26 protein-coding genes are annotated in these 25,252 nt (G+C 61.6%); 12 read left to right on the top strand and 14 right to left on the bottom strand.

The genetic code is table 11. From position 1 onward, the window contains the following. The first annotated feature begins 10 nt into the window (after positions 1-10). Positions 11-1,207 carry a glycosyltransferase family 87 protein gene (locus HMPREF2807_RS11835; RefSeq protein WP_070513181.1) on the top strand — a complete coding sequence of 399 codons (1,197 nt, stop codon included), beginning with the start codon at positions 11-13 and terminating at the stop codon, positions 1,205-1,207. After that, positions 1,204-1,617 (top strand): peptide-methionine (R)-S-oxide reductase MsrB, encoded by a 414-nt coding sequence (gene msrB, locus HMPREF2807_RS11830; protein ID WP_070513178.1) that lies wholly within the window; start codon positions 1,204-1,206, stop codon positions 1,615-1,617. Before HMPREF2807_RS11835 ends, msrB begins: the two co-directional genes overlap by 4 nt. Before the next feature lie 34 nt (positions 1,618-1,651). Here the strand turns inward: msrB and hemQ are convergent, their stop codons facing one another. Further along, entirely contained in the window at positions 1,652-2,353 is a 702-nt protein-coding gene (hemQ, locus tag HMPREF2807_RS11825; RefSeq protein WP_070513174.1) for a hydrogen peroxide-dependent heme synthase, read from the bottom strand. 125 nt (positions 2,354-2,478) lie between these two features. Here hemQ and HMPREF2807_RS11820 point away from each other — a divergent pair, with 125 nt between their 5' ends. Together HMPREF2807_RS11820 and HMPREF2807_RS11815 are read left to right on the top strand one after the other, a co-directional pair. Next, positions 2,479-3,144, top strand: coding sequence for a DUF3000 domain-containing protein (locus HMPREF2807_RS11820; RefSeq protein WP_175973075.1), 666 nt, complete (start codon positions 2,479-2,481; stop codon positions 3,142-3,144). Position 3,145: 1 nt separating this feature from the next. Next, positions 3,146-4,393 (top strand): HRDC domain-containing protein, encoded by a 1,248-nt coding sequence (locus HMPREF2807_RS11815; protein WP_070513170.1) that lies wholly within the window; start codon positions 3,146-3,148, stop codon positions 4,391-4,393. On the opposite strand, the gene dxs is transcribed toward HMPREF2807_RS11815, so the two are convergent. The 5 genes from dxs to dut form a co-directional block, all read right to left on the bottom strand. Further along, positions 4,374-6,302 carry a 1-deoxy-D-xylulose-5-phosphate synthase gene (gene dxs, locus HMPREF2807_RS11810; protein WP_070513166.1) on the bottom strand — a complete coding sequence of 643 codons (1,929 nt, stop codon included), beginning with the start codon at positions 6,300-6,302 and terminating at the stop codon, positions 4,374-4,376. The two genes, HMPREF2807_RS11815 and dxs, sit on opposite strands and share 20 nt — an antisense overlap. Before the next feature lie 113 nt (positions 6,303-6,415). Further along, the gene (locus tag HMPREF2807_RS11805; protein ID WP_070513163.1) at positions 6,416-7,732 is read right to left on the bottom strand and encodes a class I SAM-dependent RNA methyltransferase; all 1,317 of its coding nucleotides are present in this window, start codon (positions 7,730-7,732) and stop codon (positions 6,416-6,418) included. Then, the gene (locus HMPREF2807_RS11800) at positions 7,719-8,417 is read right to left on the bottom strand and encodes a DUF3159 domain-containing protein (RefSeq protein ID WP_070513318.1); all 699 of its coding nucleotides are present in this window, start codon (positions 8,415-8,417) and stop codon (positions 7,719-7,721) included. The genes HMPREF2807_RS11805 and HMPREF2807_RS11800 overlap by 14 nt, the downstream gene beginning before the upstream one ends. Before the next feature lie 182 nt (positions 8,418-8,599). After that, positions 8,600-9,517, bottom strand: a complete 918-nt coding sequence (locus HMPREF2807_RS11795; protein ID WP_070513160.1) for a DUF3710 domain-containing protein — start codon at positions 9,515-9,517, stop codon at positions 8,600-8,602. 39 nt (positions 9,518-9,556) lie between these two features. Continuing rightward, positions 9,557-10,033 (bottom strand): dUTP diphosphatase, encoded by a 477-nt coding sequence (dut, locus tag HMPREF2807_RS11790; protein WP_046648177.1) that lies wholly within the window; start codon positions 10,031-10,033, stop codon positions 9,557-9,559. A gap of 124 nt (positions 10,034-10,157) precedes the next feature. Between dut and HMPREF2807_RS11785 the strand changes: the two genes are divergently transcribed. Next, positions 10,158-10,694 carry a DUF3093 domain-containing protein gene (locus HMPREF2807_RS11785; protein WP_070513157.1) on the top strand — a complete coding sequence of 179 codons (537 nt, stop codon included), beginning with the start codon at positions 10,158-10,160 and terminating at the stop codon, positions 10,692-10,694. Between the two features lie 44 nt (positions 10,695-10,738). Here the strand turns inward: HMPREF2807_RS11785 and HMPREF2807_RS11780 are convergent, their stop codons facing one another. Further along, the gene (locus tag HMPREF2807_RS11780) at positions 10,739-11,029 is read right to left on the bottom strand and encodes a DUF4193 domain-containing protein (RefSeq protein WP_070513154.1); all 291 of its coding nucleotides are present in this window, start codon (positions 11,027-11,029) and stop codon (positions 10,739-10,741) included. A 321-nt stretch (positions 11,030-11,350) separates the two neighbouring features. Between HMPREF2807_RS11780 and ppgK the strand changes: the two genes are divergently transcribed. From ppgK to HMPREF2807_RS11765, 3 genes are all read left to right on the top strand, one after another. Beyond that, a complete protein-coding gene (ppgK, locus tag HMPREF2807_RS11775; protein WP_070513151.1) occupies positions 11,351-12,148 on the top strand; it encodes a polyphosphate--glucose phosphotransferase in 798 nt (265 codons plus the stop codon). A 202-nt stretch (positions 12,149-12,350) separates the two neighbouring features. Next, on the top strand, positions 12,351-13,823 hold the full coding sequence (locus tag HMPREF2807_RS11770) for an RNA polymerase sigma factor (protein WP_070513148.1): 1,473 nt from the start codon (positions 12,351-12,353) through the stop codon (positions 13,821-13,823). Between the two features lie 108 nt (positions 13,824-13,931). Next, the gene (locus HMPREF2807_RS11765; RefSeq protein WP_070513145.1) at positions 13,932-14,258 is read left to right on the top strand and encodes a hypothetical protein; all 327 of its coding nucleotides are present in this window, start codon (positions 13,932-13,934) and stop codon (positions 14,256-14,258) included. 164 nt (positions 14,259-14,422) lie between these two features. Here HMPREF2807_RS11765 and dhaM read toward each other — a convergent pair whose 3' ends face one another. From dhaM to HMPREF2807_RS11730, 7 genes are all read right to left on the bottom strand, one after another. Then, the gene (gene dhaM, locus HMPREF2807_RS11760; RefSeq protein WP_070513142.1) at positions 14,423-15,133 is read right to left on the bottom strand and encodes a dihydroxyacetone kinase phosphoryl donor subunit DhaM; all 711 of its coding nucleotides are present in this window, start codon (positions 15,131-15,133) and stop codon (positions 14,423-14,425) included. 3 nt (positions 15,134-15,136) lie between these two features. After that, positions 15,137-15,802: a dihydroxyacetone kinase subunit DhaL gene (gene dhaL / locus HMPREF2807_RS11755; protein WP_070513139.1), complete on the bottom strand. Its 666-nt coding sequence runs from the start codon at positions 15,800-15,802 to the stop codon at positions 15,137-15,139. A gap of 10 nt (positions 15,803-15,812) precedes the next feature. Beyond that, positions 15,813-16,814, bottom strand: a complete 1,002-nt coding sequence (gene dhaK / locus HMPREF2807_RS11750; protein ID WP_070513136.1) for a dihydroxyacetone kinase subunit DhaK — start codon at positions 16,812-16,814, stop codon at positions 15,813-15,815. A gap of 124 nt (positions 16,815-16,938) precedes the next feature. Next, the gene (locus HMPREF2807_RS11745) at positions 16,939-18,567 is read right to left on the bottom strand and encodes an MFS transporter (RefSeq protein WP_070513133.1); all 1,629 of its coding nucleotides are present in this window, start codon (positions 18,565-18,567) and stop codon (positions 16,939-16,941) included. Positions 18,568-18,569: 2 nt separating this feature from the next. Then, on the bottom strand, positions 18,570-19,016 hold the full coding sequence (locus tag HMPREF2807_RS11740; RefSeq protein WP_070513130.1) for a DUF2871 domain-containing protein: 447 nt from the start codon (positions 19,014-19,016) through the stop codon (positions 18,570-18,572). A 162-nt stretch (positions 19,017-19,178) separates the two neighbouring features. Next, a complete protein-coding gene (locus HMPREF2807_RS11735) occupies positions 19,179-20,969 on the bottom strand; it encodes a DEAD/DEAH box helicase (protein WP_070513127.1) in 1,791 nt (596 codons plus the stop codon). Positions 20,970-21,071: 102 nt separating this feature from the next. Then, positions 21,072-21,323, bottom strand: coding sequence for a DUF3039 domain-containing protein (locus tag HMPREF2807_RS11730; RefSeq protein WP_046648196.1), 252 nt, complete (start codon positions 21,321-21,323; stop codon positions 21,072-21,074). 48 nt (positions 21,324-21,371) lie between these two features. Between HMPREF2807_RS11730 and HMPREF2807_RS11725 the strand changes: the two genes are divergently transcribed. From HMPREF2807_RS11725 to HMPREF2807_RS11710, 4 genes are all read left to right on the top strand, one after another. Next, positions 21,372-21,833, top strand: a complete 462-nt coding sequence (locus HMPREF2807_RS11725) for a DUF3099 domain-containing protein (RefSeq protein ID WP_118779511.1) — start codon at positions 21,372-21,374, stop codon at positions 21,831-21,833. Positions 21,834-21,918: 85 nt separating this feature from the next. Further along, on the top strand, positions 21,919-23,460 hold the full coding sequence (locus HMPREF2807_RS11720) for a DUF7782 domain-containing protein (protein ID WP_198531325.1): 1,542 nt from the start codon (positions 21,919-21,921) through the stop codon (positions 23,458-23,460). A gap of 77 nt (positions 23,461-23,537) precedes the next feature. Further along, entirely contained in the window at positions 23,538-24,014 is a 477-nt protein-coding gene (dtd, locus tag HMPREF2807_RS11715) for a D-aminoacyl-tRNA deacylase (RefSeq protein ID WP_070513120.1), read from the top strand. 139 nt (positions 24,015-24,153) lie between these two features. Further along, positions 24,154-25,149, top strand: a complete 996-nt coding sequence (locus tag HMPREF2807_RS11710) for a sigma-70 family RNA polymerase sigma factor (RefSeq protein ID WP_046648202.1) — start codon at positions 24,154-24,156, stop codon at positions 25,147-25,149. The last annotated feature ends 103 nt before the right edge of the window (positions 25,150-25,252 follow it).

The raw sequence follows: 25,252 nt of genomic DNA, 5'->3' as shown, positions 1-25,252 counted from the left end.
CTTTGCTGCCGTGACTTCTCCGGCTCCCTCATCCCCAGCTTCCGCGCGACTGTGGACGGCCGCCGCCTGGCCCGCCGCCATCGTCTTAGTCCTTCACCGCGTGTTCGTGCTCGCTGTTAACGGCTCGGTGACTGATGACTTCGGCACCGTCTACCGCGCGATCCGGAGGTTGTGGGAAGGCAACCCGGTCTATGAACAGAACTATTCCTTCGTCGAACCGCTTTATCTCTATAACCCTGGGGCCACCGTCTTTCTGTCCCCCTTGGGGCTTATCTCCGAAGAACACGCGCGCATCGCCTTCATTCTGGCCAACGCCGCCGCCATCGTCGCTGCGCTAGCCGTGTTGACCCGCTTCGTAGGCCACAGCCTGCGGGGCCCACTGTGGCCGGTCAGCATCGCCGCAGCCTTCGCTACCGAAACAGTCATCAACACGTTGGTCTTTACCAACATCAACGGTTTGTTGCTACTCGCGATGGTGGCGTTCCTAGCTTTGTTGGATAAACACGGATGGGCCGCTGGACTCTGCATCGGGCTGGCAATCTTGGTCAAGCCGCAGTTTGCCCCGCTACTCTTCCTCGCACTGGTGCGCAAGCGCTGGCTCACCTTAGGTCTGGGTGTAGCTGTACCGCTGGTAGCCAACCTTGCAGCTTGGCCGTTCGTTCCGGGCGCGGAAGGCTTCCGCGCCAACCTTCTTCCTTACCTGTCCACCACGCGCGACTACGCCAACGCCTCATGGCCGGGCGTGCGCGCTTACTTCGATCTCCCCGGCGTCATCTACTACCCCATCTGGATCCTTTTCGCGGCGCTAGCCGCAGTGGCGATCCTCGGTCTGCTGCGCTGGCGCGACAGCGAGCCGACCTTCTGGGCGCTGAGCACAAGTGGTGCCATCATGGTCGGGATCTTCTTCCTTTCCTCCTTGGGACAGCAATACTACTCCATGTGGCTTATCCCAATGCTGTTTACGGTGGTGCTGGGCCGCTCGGTCTTCCACACGTGGGGAGCATGGTTGGCCGCATTTTTATTCTTGGCGCCGCTCGAGTGGACGTCGTCCAGCATGCCCACCGCCGCGCACTGGATGAGCGTGTTCATCGCCACCATCGGGTGGGGCCTGCTCATCGTCGTGACCGCTGCCTCCGTGGCCGGCTGGTGGAGCGCGGAACGAGGGGCTAGTCGGCAAGCTCAGTCGAGCGATAAGATTCCCGCATGACTGATTTCAAGCTCATTGCCGATACCGAATGGCGCCAGCGCCTGAGTCCTGAGGAGTACCACGTCCTGCGTGAGGCCGGCACCGAGGCACCGCACGTCGGCGAATACACCAACACCACCACCGAAGGCGTGTACTCCTGCCGAGCCTGCGGCGCCGAGCTCTTCCGCTCCACGGAAAAGTTTGAATCGCACTGCGGATGGCCGTCCTTCTTCTCCCCTTTGGCTGGCAACGCCGTCATTGAGCGCGAGGACAATTCACTGGGCATGCGCCGCATTGAAGTGCTGTGCGCCAACTGCGAGTCCCACCTAGGCCACGTCTTCGAAGGCGAGGGATACGATACGCCGACGGACCTGCGCTACTGCATCAATTCCATCTGCCTCAGCCTAGAAGAAAAGCCGGTCGAGGACTAAACCCTCAACCGGCTTCCGGCGCTATAACGACCCTTTAAGGCAAAATCGCGATGAGCTCAGCCACATCCTTCACGCGGCGACCGGTGTGGAAGGGAATCTCCTCGCGCACGTGGTGGCGCGCCTCGGTGTAGCGCATGAGGTACATCAGATCCACGATGCGGTGCAGCTCCGGGGCCTCAAAGGCCAGGATCCACTCGTAGTCACCCAGCGCGAAGGCCGGCACGGTGTTCGCGCGAACGTCCGGATAATCACGCGCCTGCATGCCGTGCTCCATGAGGATGCGGCGGCGCTTTTCCTCGTCCATGGTGTACCAGTCGTAAGAGCGCACGAAGGGGTAGACGGAAATCCACTCACCGGGCTCCTCGCCCATGATGAAGGACGGCAGGTGGGACTTGTTGAACTCCGCTGGGCGGTGCAAGGCATTTCCTACCCACGTCACCTCGGAGACCTGGCCCAGGACGGTCTCGCGGCGGAAGTCCGCGAAGGCCTTCTGGATGTCGGCGAATTCCTCAGCGTGCCACCAGATCATGAAGTCAGCGCTCTCCCGCATTCCGGACAGATCGTAGATACCGCGCACGGTAACCACGCCTGCTTCCTCGAGCTCCGCGAAGAACTTCTGCGCCTGCGCGACGATCTCCTCGCGCTCGGTGCCCAGCGCTCCCGGGATGACCTGGAACACCGCGTGCTGCGAGTAGCGCTGGACCTTGTTGAGCTCGGCGAAGTTGACCTTCGACATGCCTCTCTCCTTTTTTCAACCGACAAAGTTTCTTATCCATCATAAGTTGGAGACGCCCTCGCGCGCCACTAGCCTTTCGGCGCGCCTTCCACCGCCACACGGGCGGAGCTTATACCTTGATCCCCGTGAGCAATTCCGACGTTTCTTCGCGCAACCTTGCAGGGGCACCGACCAACCTGCACGATCGCGCCGCCGCCTCTCCCGCCGAATCGCGCCCCGCAGAACCGAGCACTCCGGCTGCCTTCACGGAGGCCGTCGAGTCCCTCCACGCTGCGCAGCTGCGCCCAGAAATCACCTTGGGCACCATCCGACCCCCGCAGCGACTGGCCCCGTTCAGCCATGCCATTGGCCTGGAGGTTGAGCGTCACGAGCAGGAGGAGGCTATCCCCACCGACTCTGAGGGTGATGCCTTCGGCCGCCTTATCCTGTTGCACGACCCAGGCGCTGAGGAAGCCTGGGAAGGTGCGATGCGCCTGGTGGCCTACATCCAGGCAGACTTGGAGGATGCCGTAGCCGGGGACCCGCTGCTTCCCGACGTCGCCTGGGAGTGGCTCACCGAATCCCTCGACGTGCGCGAGGCAACACACACCAACCTCGGAGGTACTGTCACCTCGACTGCTTCGGTGCGCTTCGGCGAGATCGGTGGCCCGCCGCGCGCCTATCAGTTGGAAATGCGCGCGTCCTGGACCGCAGCCGACCTGGATCTTGCCCCACACGTCGAGGCTTTTGCACAGGTGCTTTCTCTCGTCGCAGGCCTGCCGCCCGAGGGCGTCACCGAGCTCGGACGCTAACATGAGCGAACTGCGCCAGGTCCCCGTCGACGGCACGCCAAAAGTCCTGCTTTCTCCCCGTGAGTTCCAGGCGGGTGCCGCGCGCCTGGCCGCGGGGACTGGACCCTTCGCCATTGATACCGAACGCGCGTCGGCCTACCGCTTCGATGACCGCGCCTTTCTAGTGCAAATTCGCCGGGAAGGCGCAGGCACGCTTTTGTTTGCCCCGGAGAATCGTCGGCATGAACTGAGTTCCGCGCTAGCGCCGGTGCTCAACGGCCAGGACTGGGTAGTCCACGCCGCCCCTTCTGATCTTCCCTGTCTGGCCTGGCTGGGGCTACACCCCGGAACACTGTTCGATACCGAGCTTGCCGCCCGCTTCGCCGGTTTTGCGCATCCCAACCTGGGGGCGATGGTGCTGGAGCTGTTCGACGTCGAACTGGAAAAGGGTTACGGCGATTCCGATTGGTCCCAAACACCCATTCCCCGGACATGGCGCAACTACGCGGCGCTCGACGTGGAGCTGCTCAACGAACTTGCTGTGACGTTGCGAGACATCCTTGCGGAAGAAGACAAACTCGACTGGGCCTTTGAAGAATTCGACCGGATCGTCGACGAGCATGCCGGGATTACCGGCCCTGAGCCTCGAACGTGGCGGGAGCTGAAAGGTGTGTCTTCGCTACGCACACGCGAACAGCTCGCCGTGGCTCGCGAGTTGTGGCAACGCCGCGAATCCATCGCACGTTCCCAGGACATCGCCCCCAACCGGGTGCTGCCGCACCGCGTGCTCGTGGACATAGCGCGCCGCGTGCCTCGCACCCCGCACGACATCAATCAGATTAAAGGTTTCCCCCGCCGCCGCGGTGGGGCTACGTTGCGCTGGCTCGATGCCGTCACGACTGCGCTGGATAGCCCGCGCCAGGAGTGGCCAAAGCCGCTGCGCAGCCCCCGCCCGGTGCCCTCCAAATCAGTATTTAACCGGGATTTTCCCGAGCTGTGGCAGCTCTACTGCGAGATCCGCCATGACTTCGAGGACCTCGGTGACGAACTGCGCATGAGCTACGAGCTGATCCTCAAACCCAGTCTGATACGTACAGCGGTGTGGGCAGCGTTCGGGCCCGAAGGCGGCGTCGCGGGGGAGATCGCAAAAGATGCCGATATCCCCGATTTCCTGCGCTCCCAGGGCGCGCGCGACTGGCAAGTCGAACTGGCCACGCCGCTCCTGCAGCGCGGGTTAGCCCGGATGCGCCCTACTCGCCCGCGCTCTTAGCAGACTCCTCAGCGTCGCGTGCAGCTACCCACTCACGCACTGAGTTCGCAATGCCTTCCGGGGTCAAGCCAAAGTCCTCGAGGATTTCTCCACGGCTGGCATGCTTGGGGAAGCAGCCGGGTACGCCGAGCCTGTGTACTGGAGTGTCCACATCGGCGGCGTCGAGGGCCTCGGCCACCATGGACCCCACACCGCCCCGCAGGATGCCATCCTCCACCGTCACCACGAGATCGTGATCGGCCGCCAACGCGATGATGGATTGCGGTACCGGTACCGGCCAGCGCGGGTCCACGACGGTCACGTTGAAGCCTTGGGCTTCGAGCAGCTCAGCTGCACCCAGGGAACGCGCGCTCATGGCACCGATGGCGACGATAAGCACATCAGTAGCCTCCTCCGTAGCGGCAGCAGCATCGGAATAGCTCAGGATGTCTACCCCGTCATCGAGCCGCTTGAGTTCGTCGCGGTCATCAAGGAGGTTGCCCTTGGGGAAGCGCACCACGGTCGGGCCATCCTCGATTGCGATGGCTTCGTTAAAGAGTTCCCGCAGGCGGGCACCATCGCGCGGGGCGGCGATGCGCATGCCGGGGACGATGCTCATGAGCGCCATATCCCACACACCGTTGTGTGAAGCACCATCAGAGCCCGTGACACCGGCGCGGTCGAGGACAATGGTCACTGGCAGCTTGAGCAGCGCAATGTCCATGATGACTTGGTCCACCGCACGGTTGAGGAACGTAGAGTACACCGCCACCACCGGGTGCATCCCGGCCAGCGCCAGACCGGATGCAGAAGCCATGGCATGCTGCTCAGCGATGCCGACATCAAAGAAGCGCTCCGGGAACTCCTCTTGGAAGGGAGTTAGCCCCGTCGGCCCAGCCATGGCGGCAGTAATGGCGACGATGTCCTCGCGGGCGTGGCCGGCCTTGATCAATTCTTCCGAGAACGCCGCAGTCCACCCCGGTTGCTTCTGTCCCTTGGATACACCGGTGACCGGGTCGATGGCGCCGGTGGAGTGCATCTGGTCCTTCGGCTCGTTGACCGCAGGAGCAAAGCCATGCCCCTTCTCGGTGACCGTGTGCACGATGATGGGACCGTCATAGTCGCGGGCGTAGCTCAGCGCCCGCACAACTGCCTCAATATCGTGGCCGTTAATCGGGCCAATGTATTTGATGCCCAGCTCCGGGAACATCTCCGTGGGCATGACGGTCGACTTCACACCCTCCTTGACCGCGTGCAATGCATCAAAGGTGCGCTCGCCTACCCAACCCATGGACTTGAGGCGCTTCTTGCCCAGCGCCATGAACTCGTCGTATCCGTGCTGCGCACGAATGCGCCCCAGGTTCTCTGAGAGGCCGCCGATCGTCGGCGAATAGGAACGCCCGTTGTCATTAACGATGATGACAACGTTGCGGTCCTTGTCGGCAGAAATGTTGTTGAGGGCTTCCCAGCACATGCCGCCGGTAAGGGCGCCATCGCCCACGACCGCCACGGCATTGCGGTGGGATTCACCCCGAATCTTGAAAGCCTTGGAGAGCCCGTCCACCGTGGATAGCGCTGCCGAGGCGTGGGAGGATTCGGTCCAGTCGTGTTCTGACTCTGCGCGGTCCGTGTAGCCGGACAAACCGCCCTTCTGACGCAGCGTATCGAATTGGGAGGCGCGGCCCGTGAGCATTTTATGCACGTAGGACTGGTGTGACGTGTCGAAGACGATGGGATCCCGCGGGGAATCGAAGACCCGATGGATCGCCACCGTGAGCTCCACGACGCCCAGGTTAGGGCCTAGGTGGCCGCCTGTAGCGGACACCTTCTCAATAAGGCGCTGACGGATTTCCGCCGCGAGCTCAACCAGTTGCGTCTTGCTCAGGGCTTTAAGATCGCCTGGTGAGTGAATGGAATCCAGAATGCCCATAGAGCTTGCCTTAAACCCCTTCATCGATCGTTTTCTTCTTTACCACCGTACCCGTTGACACGCGTGACGCGTCAATCATTGCCCGACCACTCCCGCGGCGCCCCCTGTGCGCCCTAGGCCAGTGGAACCAGGAGTGCCAGGGTTTCAAAGTGATGTGTCCCGGGGAAAGCATTCACCATGGCGAGGCGCTTCGCGCGGTAACCATGCTCCGACCAAGCAGCCAAGTCCCGGGCGAACGTAGCAGGATCGCAACCGATATGCAGGATGCGTTGCGGCTTTGCCGCGGCGACAGCGGCCACCACGTCGTTGCCAGCACCGGTACGCGGCGGATCCAAAATCACCGACGCCGGCTGCGGAAGCTGGCTGGCCACCTGCTCCACCTTGGCGGTGCGGAAGTGCACGTCAATGCCTGCGAGCCCCGGCTGCGGCGCCGCTGCTGCGGGCGAATAATCGACGGAATACACGGTCGTGTGCCCGCCCTGGGGTGCGGTGACCTCTGCGAGCGCGGGAACGAACAGGCCAACGCCGCCATACAGATCCCAGGCCACTGCATGTACAGCGGACTCGTCCGCTGCCTCAGGTTCACCGCCGTTCCCGTGGCCTTCTGCGCCGAGCCACTCGCGTGCAAGGCTGGTGTAAACGTCCGGTGCTCCGACGTGCGCCTGCCAAAAAGCGGTGGGCGGGAAGCGGAACTCGTGGCCGTCAGCACGCTGCACCACGTTCTCAGTTGGCGCCTCGATGACCTCTCGAATGGTCTCGATTCGCCGCCCCCGCGGCGCCTTCCGGGTTTCCACGACGTGCCTATTGCCGTCGCTATCCATGACCGCGATTACCTCTGCACCTGGATTAAAGGTACGGGCATCAGGCCCCACTAGGCCGTCGACGAGCCCCGGAATCAGCTGGCTGCACGCAACGTCGGTGACGAGCTCCGTGGAGCCACGCTTGCGCAGACCAGCACGGCCTTGCTTGTCGACGCCCAACCGCACCCGCGTACGCCACCCGCGATGCGGTGCCACATCGATGGTCTCGACGTCGGGAGCATCCTCGATGTGAGCCACGCGGCGCAGCTGATCAAGCAAGACTGTCACCTTGATGTCTGGCTCCGCCGCGGGATCGAGCTCAGCGAAGTCACAACAGCCAGCGCCACGCTGCGCGGCCGGGCACGCAGATTCGACACGGTAGGGCCCAGGTTGTACGACGGAACTCAGCGCGGCTTCCACAAAGGACTTCTTCACCTTGGTCGCAGTCACCGTGACATGGTCGCCGGGGAAGGCACCCGGGACGAAGCACACGCGCCCGTCGGGGGCCGCCCCGATTCCGACACCGCCGTGCCCCATACGTTCGATGGTGGTGTCGAATGACTGCCCTTTGCTCAGGCTTCCGGCAGCGGCGCTCTGATCTTTCGCGGAGTTGTGATCAGTCGCGGTCATGGATCTTCTCCTTAGAGTTGTCGCCGCCCTGCGACGTAGTGTCGCCGCCCTGTGCTTCCTCCACGGCGGCATTCGCGCGGCGCACCATCCAGATAGTGAGGAGGGTGACAATACCCGTTAACGGCCAGCCCATGAGAATGCGGACGATACCAAGCGTTGTGGTGGCATCGGCATCGTAGAGCGCGCGTTGCACCGCAAAACGGGCGATGAACACCGTCGCCCACCCGGCGGTGGCATAGGCATAGGAGCGTCGCGCCCGTGGCACTGTGCGCCACCCCATGTCCTCACCGTTGAGGCCTTTCCATACCACGCCGACAAGCGGCCAGCGCAGAATAATGGAAACGATCGCGACGATGAACAGCACGAGCGACATCCAAATTCCGTAGAGGAAATAGCCTTTGGCATCCCCGGTAAACCACGCGATTCCGGCGCAGATGGCCACGCCCAGCAGACCAGAAAAAGCTGGTTGCAGGGTTTCCTTGCGGGCCAGGCGCCACAGGCTGATAGCCAGCGCCACGCCCAGTGCCGCAACAAGCGCCGGCCCCAACCCCCAGACGTTGTTGACCGGGATGAGAACCAGCACGGGCAGGGTCGCAGACACGAGCCCGGTCAGCCCACCCATCTGGTCGAGCAACGACGGCTCCGGATCAGCTTCTGGCGACACCGTCGCTTGTCCTGCCGCCATGTCGGCGCCAGGATTCGAGGATGGCTCAGGGGCAGGTTCAGTAGCGCGCTCGGTGGTATCGGGGTCATGCGCAGACGCCGGGGGGCGGTAAGGCTCGCGCTCTTCGGGAGTAGGGCTGGTCACGTGCTTAAGGGGTCCTTTTCGGTAGTGCCGGAGGGGTCTGGCCGGCAGGCTGAAGTGCGCTACTTGTTCTCGTTGTCTTCGAGGTCGCGCAACTGCTCGCGGGCCTGGGACTCCGCGGTCTTTTCTGTTTCCGTGGCCGTGTCCGCTGGCGCTGCACTATCCGCGCTGGCTGCCTGCGCGGCCTGCTGCTGGCGTTCCTTCAGCGCCTGCTGAACTTGCTCAGCCAGCTGCTGCGGAAGCGTGACAGGCAGGGAGCTGCCAGCCAGGATGGGATCCTCACCGCGGTAGACAAAGGTGCGGGCAACGACTTCGCGCCCTAGCTGCGCCAATTCCTCTTCCTTGCCGGCAGGTGCGGCCAGGGTCAGGCGGTACATCCACCGCGGCCCCTCTACACCAATGATGCGTATGCCGCCTTTCTCGCTGCTGCCAACGATCTCAGAACCCCACGGGCCATCCTCCGGGTGGGCAGCGAAACCATCGGCTTCCAAGCCTTTGATGATGTCCTCCGCAGACTCCGCCCACTGCCCCGGCGTGCGCGGCGCGGCAAAGGCCACTGGGGTCATGCGGCCGTGTGGGGTGAGAATGTGGAGCATGCGCGGGCCTTCCTGGCCCATCTCCACCTGGACCTGTGAGCCCTTCGGCAGCGGGATGCGCAGTGAGCCCAGATCCAACAGGCCTACGGAGAAGTCCTCAAAGTTAAACTCAGCGATGTCGACATTATCGCCATCGTAGGGACCCATGTCGCCGTTGATGGCATCGTGAGCCACAGCCTTCACGGCTAGAGAAGCTTGAGCATCATCTTCATCCTCACGGACAAGACCAGTGGTTGGCTCGGGAGCGGCCTCAGTGGCGCCATCGTTTGCGTTCTCCGCTGCCGGGTTCACTGTGGTGGTGTCCTCGGCCACGGCCTCGGTAGCCGCCTCTTCCTGGTGGACGGCAGAGTTCTTCTTCTTTTTTCCAAAGGGCCACATCGCCATAGTTTAAGCCTTCCTCATTCCGTGTCTGCTTTGTTGAACTTAGTTAACGCCGGTTGATCCATACCCGCCGTCGCCACGAGCGGTGTCATCAAGTTCCTCGACTTCCTGGAAGCCCACCAGCTCCACGCGTTGGACAATCAACTGCGCGATACGCATTCCCCGCGTGACCTCAAAGGTCTCCTCTGGGTCGTGATTAATGAGGCATACTTTAATCTCACCGCGATACTCGGCGTCAATGGTGCCGGGTGTATTCACGACGGAAATGCCGTGCTTGGCCGCCAGGCCCGAGCGCGGGTGGACCAAGCCTACCGTGCCCATCGGCAGGGCAAGGGCAATGCCCGTACCGACAAGAGCGCGCTCGCCGGGCCGCAAAATAACGTCGTGAGCAGCGTAGAGATCCGCGCCCGCATCGCCGCCGTGAGCGCGATGTGGTAGCGGAAGCTCCTTATCAAGGCGCTTGACCTGAATGTCGCCGAAGGGACTAACCGGATCTACGAGAGGGTGTTGCTCATTCACGCGGCCCAGCCTACCTTGTCCCCTCCATCCCCAACCGTCAGGGCTGGAAGCCGCGTCAGCCTGGCAGCCGCGCCTACTCTGCGTGTTGGGCTCTCCCCTTCCCCGACGGCTAGACTCGAAGGTCATGACTTCGAGTTCTTCGTCTGCTTCCCCCTCGGCACCAGCCGCTTCCCCAGTGATCCTCTACCGTGAGCGCCAATGGGTGCCGTGGTACTGGTGGCTGATGACGGCCTTTGTTGTAGCGATCTCCACCGCCACAGTCAGCCTCAACCGTGGAATCATGTGGGTCATCGTCCCCGCCATCCTGCTCAGTGCCATCGCCGCGTGGGTCCTGCTGACATGGTCCAACACGGTGGTGCAGGTGGAACAGGATGCCGACGGCACACGGTGGCTCACCGTCAAGGACGCGCAGCTGCCGAACGATGTTGTCGCCCGCAGTACCGCGGTGCCGGCCACTGCACGCCGCAACGCGCTCGGTCCACAGCTCGATCCGGCTGCCTTCCTCGTCACACACGGCTGGGTACCCGAACACGTCATGCTCGTCCTCGATGACCCCGAAGATCCAACGCCCTACTGGCTCATCGGATCCACCAACCCCGAAAAACTCCTCGCAGCCTTTGTCCCCGAGCAGGCCGCAGCAGCTACAAGGCGCAGCAATTAAGGCTTGAATTAAGGCCTCAGCCACGCCTCGGTGAAACTGGCCTACTAGGCGCAGTCCATGCAGATTGGCTCGCCGTCCTCTTCATGGTCAAGGCGCTTGTTGGACTGCACCAAGAAACATACAGAGCAGGTGAACTCGTTTTCTTTGCGCGGAACGACGGTGACGTTGAGCTCTTCACCGGTCAGGTCCACTGACGGCGGTTCGAAGGCCTCGACGATTTCTCCATCGTCATCCATGCCATTGTTATCGCTTTCAGCCGCCTTCAGGCCCTCGAGGGAATCGGCCTCGAGGTCGTCTTCAGCGCGGCGACGCGGTGCGTCATAATCCGTGGCCATAATGCTTGCCCCTGTGAGTCAGATCGATAGGTATGTGTATTTATCGACGGCATCCTAAACCAGACTGGCCTCTGTGTCACACTCGCCCCGCCGTGGGGGCACCAAACCCTGCACTATCCTACCCCCTATTACTCCTCCTTCACCCCTGTGACCTGCTGATTCCAGCTCTATAGCGGGCCGCAAGAATTTCATCACAGTCTGTGCTTACCGCCAGCCCAAAAAGCGCGTCACGCACCGCAAACCGCACGGCACTACCGCTACTGCCCTTTTCATCCCTCGGATCATGCCGCATCATCGCGCGGGCCCACATAGACTGTCGGTATGACCGCCCATGAATCACAGCACCAGGACACGAAACCGAGCCCGCAGCACGAAGGCCACGCCTTCGGCATCGATGTTGGAGGCTCTGGCATCAAGGGTGCCGAAGTCGACCTCGCAACGGGAGAGTTCGTTGGTGACCGCCTCAAGATTGCTACTCCCCAGCCCGCAACGCCGGACGCCGTCGCCAAGGTGATTGCCCAGATCATCGAAGAGAAGAACTGGGACGGTCCCGTCGGCATTACCATGCCAGCGGTGGTAAAGGACCAGGTAATCCGCAGCGCGGCAAACATTGATAAATCCTGGATCGGCACGGATGCACAGGAATTGTTGAGCTCATACCTCGACGTTCCTTTTACCGTGCTTAACGACGCCGACGCGGCCGGCCTCGCCGAGGTGGCTTATGGCGACGAGATTGCGCGCTCCGGCCCCGTCATCTTCCTCACTTTGGGCACTGGTATTGGTTCCGCTTTCCTGCTAGATGGCCAGCTTTTCCCCAATACGGAGATTGGGCACCTCATCGTTGGCGAGAGGGAGGCGGAGCACCAAGCTTCTTCAGCCGTCAAGGACCGCGAAGGGCTCAAGACCAAGCAGTGGGCGAAGCGCGTCAACCGCGTACTCCACGAGTATGAGGCCCTGTTTAACCCTTCAGCCTTCGTCATCGGCGGAGGAATTTCCCGCAAGTTTGACAAGTGGGGAGAGCACCTCCGCATTGAAACGCCGGTCGTTGCAGCTCAGCTTCGTAATCGCGCCGGTATAGTAGGCGCAGCCATGGCAGCACAAGAAGGTATTCGACCATAAGGCAACCGGGGGCCAGCTTTTCCGAGTTGACCCCAGTCACCGCCTAGTGCAAGAAATGATCTATACTGGGCTGTCGATTATCCAATATCCAGCGGCGCGCCTCCCCTGCTCATCTCGGAGGCGGGCTAGCATCGGGGACTAGTCGCGACTAACTTGCGCGTCCCCATAGTTTCCACTCAGAGAGCAAGTCGAAAGGGCGTACGTGGCAGCCACTGATTCTTCAGACCAGGTACTCGGCGCGGGCGAGAGCACCTCCGAGGCATCTGCACCTGCACAGAAGACCGCCAAAAAGACGGCAAAAAAGACCGCTAAGAAAACGGCCAAGAAAACCGCGAAAAAGACAGCCAAAAAGACAGCCAAGAAAACGGCTAAAAAGACGGCCAAGAAGGCAACAAAGAAGACCACCCGCAAGTCTGCACAAAAGGCCACAAAAAAGGCGGCCAAGAAGACTGTGCGTAAGTCAGCAGCCACAAAGGCAACGTCGCCTGAAGCTGCCAAGTCTTCCGAGGATCTCGCCGAGGATCAGACCGACGAGTTGGACGCCGACACCACTGACGATGCCGATATCGATTTCGATCCGGACAACGCCGAGATGGATGATGAAGACGAGTTCGGCGACGACGATGATGACCTCGAGGGCGACGACGCTGATGAGGACGAGGACGATGGTTCCTCGGTCTGGGACGAGGATGAGTCCGCAGCCCTGCGCCAAGCCCGCAAAGATGCGGAGCTGACCGCGTCGGCAGACTCTGTCCGCGCCTACCTGAAGCAAATCGGTAAGGTCGCCCTGCTCAATGCCGAGCAAGAGGTCTCCCTCGCCAAGCGAATCGAGGCTGGCCTCTACGCTCAGTACCGCATGGATGAGATGGAAAAGGCCCGTGCCGAAGGCGACAAGGCCGCCAAGCTTTCCCCCATGGAAAAGCGTGACATGCGTGCCATCGCTCGTGATGGCCGCAAGGCGAAGAACCACCTTCTCGAGGCAAACCTGCGTCTCGTGGTGTCCTTGGCCAAGCGCTACACCGGCCGCGGCATGGCCTTCTTGGATCTCATCCAGGAAGGCAACTTGGGTCTCATCCGCGCTGTTGAGAAGTTTGACTACACCAAGGGCTACAAGTTCTCCACGTATGCCACCTGGTGGATCCGTCAGGCTATTACCCGCGCGATGGCAGACCAAGCACGCACCATCCGCATTCCTGTGCACATGGTCGAGGTCATCAACAAGCTGGGCCGCATCCAGCGAGAGCTGCTGCAGGATTTGGGCCGCGAGCCCACGCCGCTGGAGCTGGCGAAGGAAATGGACATCACCGAGGAAAAGGTGCTGGAAATCCAGCAGTACGCTCGTGAACCCATCTCCTTGGACCAGACCATCGGTGATGAGGGTGACTCCCAGCTGGGTGACTTCATTGAGGACTCCGAGGCCGTCATTGCTGTCGACGCGGTCTCCTTCACCTTGCTGCAAGACCAGCTGCAGGACGTGCTCACGACCCTGTCTGAACGTGAGGCGGGCGTGGTTCGTCTGCGCTTCGGCCTCACCGATGGCATGCCGCGCACTTTAGACGAAATCGGCCAAGTCTATGGTGTCACCCGCGAACGTATTCGCCAGATCGAGTCCAAGACCATGTCCAAGCTGCGCCACCCTTCGCGCTCCCAGGTGCTGCGAGACTATCTCGACTAAGCCCGCGGACACGACAGTGGCGGCGAGGAAATCTTTTCCTCGCCGCCACTTTTCTTTCTGTATGTTCCAGGGCTCTGGGTTTCCTAACAGCTCTAGGGATTGAGTCCCATGACCACCATCATGGCCATGGGAACGAACGGTGCGATGCAACTCCAGCAGAATCCGATGATCATCCCGGACACTGTGATGCCGGTTCGCCTATGCTCCGGGCTTCGCCCTGATCCGAGGATGAGCGCCACGATCCCCAACCCCACCGCGCACCATCCGGTAAAGATCGTCAGCATCGACGACAAGAATCCCACTGCACCCCACAAGAGTGACAGTACGATGATGACGAGTGGCGGAAGCACCGCCAGCCCCAGTACCCACGGCGCGAGGGGATTCGGCGTGGAAGGGTGTTCTATCGGCGGCGCGTGCGAGCCCGCAGAGGAATAAGGGGAAGTATTCGGATAAGCCTGTACGTAATCGGGCTGGTTCATGGATTCCCCGCTTTCAAGAGAACTCAACTAGGACGCTGCCTTTACCTTATTCGAAGGCAGTGGAAGCGTCCTTTCATGCGGGGGACGGTGCCCGCACGCCGCACCATTCGGGGCACGCTTCTAACCGTCGAGCCCCAGCTCGATGGCCGTGGCAATCCGGTCGATGACTTCCTTATCGGAGACATCTCCGCTAATGGTCACCGATGCACCCTGGCAAGCACCGAGCGACATCAGCATCATCGCGGAGTCTGCCTCTACTGCCTCACCGTTATAGGTAAGGACGATATCGCCCTCTGCTTCAGCCGCCATTTCAGCGATCTTGGACGCGGGACGGGCATGGAGTCCTGCTTCATCGGCAATGGTCACAGTCAGCGAGTATCGATGTGGATCTTCCTCTTGGTCTTGCTCGCGCACAGTCCCGGGAGCAGCAGGCTGCTGAGGAGTTAAAGCCTCGATAGCTCGTCTAGCGGCGTCAGCAACTGCCCCCAGATCATCGCCTTGCTGGGCGGCGGTTGCCGCAGCGATAGTGGCCTCGACCAGTGGGGCATCAACGAACAGTGCTTGCTCTTCGTCCAGAAACTCCAGAACCGATTCGACGGTCATCGTTGCCGAGCCCAAGTCCGTGAGCACAACAACGCTGAGACCTTGACCTATGGCGTGGCTGATAGCGCCTTCGATGAAGTCATAGGACGTTCCGATACTGCCGTCTTCCAAGCCACCTGCAGGAAGGATGGTGACATCAGCGGCCATCTGGGCGGCGAGCTCAGCCAATCCTTCTGCGAGCTTCGCGGAATGCGAAACGAGAACGAGTCCAACGCGCGGCTGTGCCATGCTCTACGCCCCCTTCCCAGTAGTGTCGGCGGCGTCAGCAGCCGCAGCGAGGAAAAGCGCCGAGGAGGCGGCACCCGGATCCTTGTGCCCGGCAGAACGCTCGCCCAGGTAGGAAGCGCGTCCCTTAGTCGCAACCATCGGGATAGTAGCGTCCGCGCCGGCTGCGGCCGCGTCGGCAGCCGCGCGCAAGACCTCGGCGGGGCTCTGTGCGGCATCGGCGGCGTCGCGGGCAGCGCGCGCCGCTGGCGCCCAAGCATCGACCATGGTCTTCTCCCCTTCCGTTGCTTTGCCGCGGGTCATGATTCCCTCGAGGGCGGCCTCAATAAGCGCAGCCGTCGTAGAAGCATCAATGTCACCGGTGCCGGCGGCCTTCGCCGCACGCAAGAAGGCGGTGCCCAACAATGGGCCGGAGGCTCCGCCGACGGTGGACATGAGAGTCTTCGCGGTTAGTTTGAGTACATCAGCGACCGTTGAGTCATCCGAAGAGATATCCGCAGCAACCTTGTCGACGACGGCGCGGAAACCACGGTCGACGTTTTCTCCATGGTCGCTATCGCCGATGGCACGGTCGAGCTCGATGAGCTCCTCACGGTGTTCACGCGCGGCTTCGGCACAGCTTTTCATCCATTCCTGTGCCCACGCGCTTGAAAGAGTTTCAGAATTCGTCATAGTTAGATTGTTACATTCCTTGGCGTAGTGCGGAGGTGTGGCAGGGAGCGTCGAAAAGCGCGAGGTCCTCGTCGTCCGCTCGCATGACGGTAACAGAGCACCCAGCCATGTCCAGGCTGGTGACGAAGTTACCCACGAGGGAGCGCTCAATGGCGATGCCAGCCTGCTGGAGACGCTGGGCCACGCGGCGGTAGACCACGTACAGCTCAGAGGCCGGGGTGGCGCCCATGCCATTGACGACGACGATGGTGCGCTCCCCCTCGCTCAGCTTAAGATCTGCCAAGACGGGGTCGAGTAGGTGATCAGTAACGTCATCGGCAGAAACCAGTGGAATTTCCTTGCGGCCCGGCTCGCCATGGATACCCACGCCGAGTTCGACTTCGTCTTCCCCAAGGTCGAAGGAGGGCTTGCCCACGTGCGGCACCGTGCAGGCGCTCAGTGCCGCGCCCATGGTCGCGGTATTCTCCACTACCTTCTTAGCCACCGCTGTCACCGCAGCAAGATCATCGCCGCGCTCGGCTGCGGCACCTGCCAGCTTCTCTACCAACAAGGTTCCTGCCACGCCGCGGCGTCCGGCGGTAAACGTAGAATCCTCCACCGCGACATCATCGTCGACGATGACCTGGCTGACCTCAATATCATCGAAGTCAGCCAGCTCGGCTGCCGTATCAAAGTTGAGAACATCGCCGGTATAGTTCTTGACGATGTAAAGAACGCCCGCCCCAGCACTTACCGCTTCGGTGGCTGCTTGGATTGCATCCGGTGTAGGCGACGTAAACATGGCGCCCGGCACCGCCGCGTCCAGCATGCCGTAACCAACGAAACCCGCGTGCAAAGGCTCGTGCCCAGAACCACCACCGGAGACAATAGCCACCTTGCCGTGTTCTTTCTTCTGTGCGCGGGCAACAAACAGCGGTTCCGTGTTGCGAGTCACAATGTCACCGTGGGCTAACGCGAAGCCTTCTACTGATTCGGCTACTACGTTGTCCGGCGAGTTGACGAGCTTTTTCATCATCCATCTCCTTAGGTTGTCTTTGGCCTAGAGCACTCTTCTCACAATGCTGCCGAGCCTACCCTTCGCTGCTGGATGTTTCGCTGAAACCGTTGCGCCAACACCGTGGGCTACGCCCCCTTGCTTAGCCCTGCGCTGCTTTGCGGACCTGCAACGCACCAATAAAACCGAGCCCTAAGAACGCAACTGCGGTCAGCAATGACCAACGCGCTGCATCACTCATACCGTCGCTGAGTGCTCGGACCAACACGGCAGTCTCCTCTCCGAAGGGACTGGCGGCACCCTGCGCACGCAGCCCAGCGATACTCGACCCAGCCGATTGACGCGCTGCTTCCGCTATTCCTTCCGCAGCCGGACCATCGAAGCCAATGGTATTAAGCGCCTTCGGCAGAGACAGCGCTAGCGAGACGGAAAAGACCGAACCGGAAATCGCGGTTCCCAGGGAAGAACCAATTTGACGAACTGTGCTCTGTGTCGCGGAAGCTTGGCCTGAGTTTTCCACGGGGATGTCACGCAAGACGGTTCCGGTTAACTGCGCAGAAGCGAATCCTAGGCCCACTCCATAGATCACAAGCGGCAGCGCGATGAGCCATCCGCTGGTGTCGGGACCGAGAATTTGCGCGAGTATGAGAGCACCGACGACCTCGAGGCTCAGGCCGATGAGTACGGTGCCAGGGGCGCCGAAGCGCCCAGCGACGTGGCGTGCGGCTGCACCTGAAATGAAGGCTCCGACGGCCATCGCCGCGAGCACAAGGCCGGCAGACATTACGCTTAAGCCCAACGCATTAATGAGGTATAACGGCAAGACGAAGATGATGGCGAACTCCCCGATGGCTACCGCACCGGCGGTGGTATTTCCCCACGAGAACGTCGGATAGGAAAATAGCCCCAAGTCCAAGAGTGCGGAGCGCTGAACCTTTTCGCGGTGCTTCTCCCAACGGATAAACAAAGTGAATCCGACCGCGGCGATGAGTAGCGCCACCGGCACAGCGGATACCGACGCGGTGGTAGGCCACGTCCACCCGAACACAGTCAGCTCCGCTTGCGGTGTCCACCAGCCAAGGCTGGGCCCCTCGATGACAGCGAAAACAAGGGCCCCAAAGGCAATCGCGCTCAGCTGCGCGCCGTCGACGTCGACTCCAGGGCGAGTCTCTGGGTTGCGGGTTTCCCGGACGGTAAGGACCGCTCCACCGGCCACGAAAAGGCCGATGGGGACGTTGACCAGAAAGATCCAGTGCCAGGACACCCACTGAGTAAGCGCGCCGCCGGCTAGAGGGCCTACGGCAGCAGCGCCTGAGATGACGGCGCCCCAGACGCCGAATGCGGCCGCACGATACTTCCCGCGGAATACGGCGTTCACGGTGGACAGGGTGGAGGGCATGATAAAAGCCGCGCCCACTGCCTGCACGGCACGTGCCGAGATGAGAATTCCCGCTGTTTCGGAGAAACCAGCCCACACGCTGCCTGCTACGAATACGGCGAGGCCGAGAAGGAAAGCTCGTTTGCGGCCCCAACTATCCGCGATTTTTCCTGTGGACAGTAGCAGTGCGGCAAGCACCACCGCGTAGAGGCTGTTGACCCACTGTGCCTGGGTAATATCCAGGTTGAGGTCCGTGATGATGGCGGGCAATGCCACGCCGACGATGGTGCCGTCGAGGACGATGAGGCCCAGACCTACCGATAAAACCGCAAGGCTTATCCAGTCACGGCGGGTTGGTGCCACCGTGCTGGATTCTGTTGTAGCCGCGGGCATAGCTAGGCGCTCACAGAAGTTGCGGCGGCAGGGTTAGCGGGCTCGTTCAATGCGCGGCCAAGTGCGACGAGGAAGAGTGCCAGACCCACCGTGATGAAGATGTGTCCGAGGCCGGCGATTCCGGCGATCATCGCGGTCGATTCCTCCCCCAGCACAGTTAAGCTACCGTGCCAGATGAGCATTCCAACGGTAAGCACAACGCCAATGTTGTAGAACCAGAAAAAGGAGTTAAAAAGCTTCGTGTTGCGGGACACGGCGAAGACCTTGTCCACCACAAGGAAGATGAGGAACATCATGAACCCCAGCGCCAAGAGGTGGGTATGGGCCACTCCTAGCTGGGTGAACTGTCCCTCCGGGAAATCGTTCGCGCGCGTGAACTCGCGGTAGAACACGCCGGCGCTCAACCCCATGACAAGGTAGAAGATGGCTGCTCTATAGAGGGACTGCATTGTGTGTTCCTTCCTAGCCACGCTGCTGTGGCGATTGCGTCGAGGATGGTGATTGGCCTTTAGACCATCTGCTATCCATCCTGCTTCGCGCTCACAGCGTTTCCATCGCGTAGCCGGTTGAGTTTCTCATCAACCAACTAGTTGATAGCGCGGCCGCGCCGGCTACCACTTGCGCAGGTAATCGATGCGCTCCCGCAGCTGCTCGGCGTCGCACAACGCAGTCGGCGGGCCACCGCAGGCCTTGCGGGCTTCGGTGTGGATGGCACCATGCGGGCGCCCGGTGCGTTGGGCGGTGATAGACACCACCGTGTTGAGCTCTTTGCGCAGCGCGGAAATCTCATCCACCACGCCTGGCTGGGAACCAGCACTGCTTGACGACGCCTCTGCCCCACGCTTGGGTGCATGTGGGGTGCCGTAGAGCTTGCGGCGTTGTTCCTCCGCTGCTTCCGCAGCCCGGCGCGCCTTCTCTTCTGCCTCGCGGCGGTCCAACTCTTCGGACTGCTTTTTGCGCAGGAGGTCCTTGACCTGGTCGGCGTCGAGAAGCCCGGGGATTCCGAGGAAGTCTTCCTCTTCGTCCGTGATATTGCCCGTCGTGAACTGCGAGCCGTTATAAAGCAGCCCGGAAAACTCTGCCTCCGCTCCGAGGGACTCGTAGGAAGGCTCGAGCATATCGGGCTCGGTCTTCTTCTGGTTAGCGTCCTCCAGAAGCTCGTCGTCCCAGCCTTCCTTGTCGGGGTTCTTCTCCCCTCCCAGGACGTGGTCGCGCTGCTTTTCCATGTTCTCGGCAAGGCCCAAGAGCACCGGCACGGAGGGCAGGAAGACGGAGGCCGTCTCGCCGGGCATGCGGGAGCGCACGAAACGCCCGATGGCCTGAGCGAAAAACAGCGGGGTCGAGGCAGAGGTGGCGTACACGCCCACGGCGAGGCGGGGAACGTCGACGCCCTCCGACACCATGCGCACGGCCACCATCCACTCGTCGGTGGATTCAGAGAACTCCGCAATGCGCGCGGAGGAGCCTGGGTCATCGGAGAGGATGACGGAGACTGGAGTATTGGAGATCTGCTTGAGGATCTTGGCGTAGGCGCGCGCGGTTGTCGTGTCGGTAGCAAGTACCAGACCGCCGGCATCCGGCATGTTGCGGCGCATCTGCATCAGCCGCGTGTGCGCCGCCTGCAAGACGGTGGGGATCCACTCGCCTTTCGGGTCGAGGGCCGTGCGCCAGGCGCGGGCTGTCTGCTCCGGATTGAGAATATCGCCGAGCCGGGCCGCATGTTCCTCACCGGCGCTATCACGCCAGCGGGATTCGCCGGAGTAGCTGAGGAAGACCACGGGGCGCACGACACCGTCGGCAAGCGCATCGCCATAGCCATACGTGTGATCAGAGCGGGATACGAGGTGGCCTTCCCCGTCCTCCTCATAGCGCACGAAGGGGATCTGCGAGTCATCGGAGCGGAAGGGCGTACCAGTCAGTGCGAGGCGGTGCTCCGCATCATCATAGGCTTCCCGCACGCCATCGCCCCAGCTCTTGGCATCTCCGGCGTGGTGAATCTCATCAAGGATCACCAGGGTGCGCCGCGCTGAGGCAACCGCGCGGTGCTTGTACGGGTGCATGCCCACCTGCGCATAGGTCACCACGACACCGTCCATCGCGGGGTTGACTCCCGAGGAGTTTGTGAATTTGGGGTCGAGCGCTAAACCTACGCGGGAGGCGGATTCCGACCACTGCACTTTGAGGTGCTCGGTGGGCACCACCACGATGACGCGCTCTACGGTGCGGTCCGCCATGAGCTCTGTGGCCACCCGCAGGGCGAAGGTGGTCTTACCTGCGCCTGGCGTTGCCACCGCCATGAAGTCCTGCGGCTTGGTGGCTAGGAACTTATCCAAAGCCGCGCGTTGCCACACGCGCAGCGAACCATTATTGGCAAATCTCTGTGCTGGAGTCTGTGTAGACACGGTCAGCGACTTTCCCCCTCTAGTTATCCCAACATCCCGCTTCTGTGAAGTTTTTCGTACGTTTCGTTTTACGCCGACGCAGGATGAGCGTCGACGTCGGACTTAACGGCGGCGCAAGCTCTTGTATATGCGCTCGCAGTCTGGGCACACGGGTGAGCCGGGCTTCGCTTGCTTGGTCACCGGGAAGGTCTCTCCACACAGGGCAACGACGTACTTGCCGTTGACCGCGGAATCGAGGATCTGGTTCTTCTTCACGTAGTGGAAGAACTTCGGGGTGTCGTCGTTGGTCGACGTATCCTCGCGGACATCAGGGCGTTCAATAGTCTTAGTCGTCGTACTCACGCCCCCTATCATGCCGCATCGGTATCGAAGTTGGCGAGTCCTGCAGCTACGCTTGTAGGCATGACCCCTTCGAACTCGCGCGATAACGCCCGCCATACCCCACGTTCGGGGCAGCGGCGCGGACGCCGATTCGGGCGCGAAACGCACCTCATCACGACTGCCAAGCTCGCCCCGGGTCAAGACCGGTATCGCCGCGAGATCATTTACTCCATACTGCAGTTTTTACGCGTTCCATCCCTCCTGATAGCCGGGGCCATGGTTTATGTTTGGCAGTGGTGGATCCCCGCTGCACTCGTCGTGGCCGTCACCTTCCCCCTCCCCTGGATCGCCGTGGTCATTGGCAATGGCCGGGGTCAAAAGAAAGACAAGCGCGAGAAGGCTGTTTATAAGCCCGCTATGGCTCGGCAAATGGCGCAGGCCCAGCGCGAGCAACTGACAAGCCGGTCCCATGGAGCGCTTCCCGGCGCGCCATCATCACACGACGATTCGGCGAAGCACAACACCATCGACCACGAAGACTAGACGTTAACCGTTTACCGTTTCCCTCCCGAAGCAATGTAAGGACACTTTTGTGAGTACACAACAGCCTTCTCCTTTTGGCCCGGCGATGAACCCAGAGAACCCCGTCGCGGATGTTGCGGCCGACCTCGCCCGTGTCTTTGCTGACGCGGGATTCAGCGCGGACGGCATCGCGGGACACTTAGGGCCGGAGTACACCGAAGCCCTACATCGCGGGGAGCCCGAGGCCGTGGCGCTGGGTGCTAGCGGCGACTCCCGTCTCGACCGCCTCATCCGCATCTTTGTGTTGCACGAGCACGTGCCGGCCACGCTGCTTTCCGACGTCCTCGGTGCCCGCCTAGCCACCCAATTGCTTGACAGCGGTGTCGCGCTTACCGACGATCACGGCACTGTCTACGTGGCATACGACATTCGGCCGCACGTCATCGTGGGCAAGAATCGCGTGGTGTTTTCCGATGTTGATGCTTCCCTCGTGGACCACGTTCCTGGTCCCGAGCACGTCTTGGGTGTCGGCTCTGCCAGCCTTTCCCTACTTCATTCGACTCCCACTACTCCGGTGTCATCGGTGCTGGATCTGGGCACAGGCTCTGGCGTGCAGGTCCTGGGGCAGCTGGATTCTGCAGAGCGCATCGTCGCTACTGATGTCCATGAGCGAGCCCTCGAGCTCGCCCGCGCTACCGTTGCTGCAGCGGACGCAAAGGAACGGGTCGAACTGCGCCAGGGTTCGTGGTTCGAGCCGGTACAACACGAGCGCTTCGACCGCATCGTGGCCAATCCTCCATTCGTGGTGGGCCTTCCTGAGGTCGGCCATGTGTACCGAGATTCCGGTCTCAACCTCGATGGTGCTAGTGAGCTCGTGGTGTCCCAAGCCGTGGAACACCTCACCCCTGGAGGAACCGCGCACGTGCTCGCCGCGTGGGTTCATCAAGGCGAGGAGTCCTGGCAACAGCGGGTTGCCTCGTGGTTACCGGACACCGGTGTAGCCGCATGGATCATTCAACGCGACGTGGCAGATCCTGCCCTGTATGTGTCCACCTGGTTAAGCGATGAGTCCGTGGATGTTCGTAGCCCTGAGGGAAGGGAGCGTTCGCGCCGTTGGCTCGAGCACTTCCGCGACCATGAGGTCACCGGCATTGGGTTTGGTTTCGTAGCCATCCAGCGTATTGGGGACGACGAGCCCTCGGACATTCTGGCGGAGACAATGTCACAGCCGCTCATTGATCCACTCGGACCAGAAGTAGAAGAGTATTTTGCGCGCGTCGAATGGCTGCGCGCTTTGGTGCCGGGAGAACTGGAGACCAAGCACGTTCAGCTGCGCCCCAGTGTTGCTCGGGAGGACGTGGCCCTGCCAGATGCTGAGCTTGGCATGGGCTTTGAGCGCGCAGCGCTCCGATTGAGCCGGACCGACGGTCCGCGCTGGCAGCATGATGTCGACGAGCACCTCGCGGCTATCGTCGCCGGGCTTAATCCGCATGGGTTGAGCATCGGCGAAACCATCGAGCTTTACGCCGCCGCACAAGGCTTTGATGAGACCGCACTGGTGAGTGCTGCGCTTCCTGCCATCGTGGATCTCATCCGCCATGGTCTGCTGATCCCCACGGAGCTGCTAGCTTTTAGCAACACCGAGTAGTTCGCGTTAGCTATATCCTCATCAGCCTCATTGCGTACTGAAAACTTCTCCACAAGAAAGGTTGTGTATCCCCGTCCATGCGTGCTGTTCTCACCCGCGTTTCTGAAGCTTCCGTCACGGTAGAAGGCGACGTTGTCGGTTCCATCAGCTGTCCCGACACCGGCGGCATCCTAGCGCTCATTGGTGTATCTCGTGACGATGTCACGGCAGGCGCCGAAGCTGGTCCTGCCGACGGGCCATCCTTGGAGGAGCGGATGGACACGATGGCACGCAAGATCGCTGAGCTGCGCATTCTCGAGGGCGAAACCAGCGTGGTTGACAGTGGAGCTCCAGTGCTAGTGGTAAGCCAGTTCACTCTCTACGGGCGAACGGCGAAGGGCCGCCGGCCATCGTGGTCAGATGCCGCACCCGGGGACGCGGCGGAACCGGTGATCCAAGGGGTTGTCGCTCGCCTGCGGGAGCGCGGGATCACCGTGGAGGAAGGTCGCTTCGGAGCCATGATGCAGGTCTCCTCCGTCAATGAAGGGCCGTTTACCGTGCTCGTTGAGGTGTAGCCTCGGCGCGCCTCCCCCAAAATGGCCTAAAACCCACCTCGCAGACCGGGGTGCGTGAACATTTTTCAAACCGTGGGAACTATCTGCGCCGAAGGTCCGTTGTAGGAGATGAACCAAGCCGCAACTTAGGAGGCATGAGATGGCCACATCATCCGCTGCTAGCGTCCAGGACGAGGACGGACAGGAAGTTGACCGCGGCTCACGCCGTAACCAGACTAATGACAATCCCTCCGCGGACTTGGTCCGCGTTTACCTCAACGGAATCGGCAAGACTGCGTTGTTGAGCGCCGAAGACGAAGTTGAGCTCGCACAGGCAATCGAGGTGGGCCTGTACGCCGAGTACAAGCTCGCCAATGCCGAGAAGCTGACCCGCGCCGAGAAGCGCGACCTCAAGATTCTCGCCCGCGAAGGCAAGAAGGCACGCTCCCACCTCCTCGAGGCTAACCTGCGCCTCGTGGTCTCCCTGGCTAAGCGTTATACCGGCCGCGGCATGCCGCTGCTGGACCTCATCCAGGAAGGAAACCTGGGCCTGATTCGCGCAATGGAGAAGTTTGACTATGCCAAGGGCTTCAAGTTCTCCACGTACGCCACGTGGTGGATCCGCCAGGCCATTACCCGCGGCATGGCTGACCAGTCCCGCACCATCCGCCTCCCGGTGCACCTGGTAGAGCAGGTCAATAAGCTTTCCCGCATCAAGCGCGAGATGTATCAGTCCTTGGGCCGCGAGGCTACGAATGAGGAGCTGGCCGAGGAATCCGGCATCGAAGAGTCCAAGATCGAAATGCTGCTGCGCCAGTCTCGCGATCCCGTCTCCCTGGATATGCCTGTGGGCACCGATGAAGAAGCACCGTTGGGTGACTTCATTGAGGATGCCGAGGCAACCGATGCGGAAACCGCCGTGGTGGCATCCATGCGCCACTCTGATATCCGCTCCGTCATCGGCTCCCTCGAGGAGCGTGAGCAGGATGTCATCCGCCTGCGCTATGGCTTGGACGACGGTGTTCCGCGCACCCTCGATCAGATTGGACGCAAGTTCGGTCTCTCCCGCGAGCGTGTTCGCCAGATTGAGCGCGAGGTCATGGCCAAGCTGCGGGAGGGCAACCGCGCCGATCGTCTCCGCGAATACGCGCTTTAAGTTCTGTTTCATAGCTTGGCGCTAGCCATCGAGGTTCATCCCTCCTGCCCACCTAAATTGTTGGCTGGGCTCGGGGAGGTCGATGCTCGGTGGCTTTCGTCAT

Source organism: Corynebacterium sp. HMSC074A09 (genome assembly GCF_001811545.1).
Lineage (GTDB): Bacteria > Actinomycetota > Actinomycetes > Mycobacteriales > Mycobacteriaceae > Corynebacterium > Corynebacterium hiratae.
Note: the sequence above shows the minus strand (reverse complement) of the source record. Positions and strands in the feature narration are given on the sequence as shown.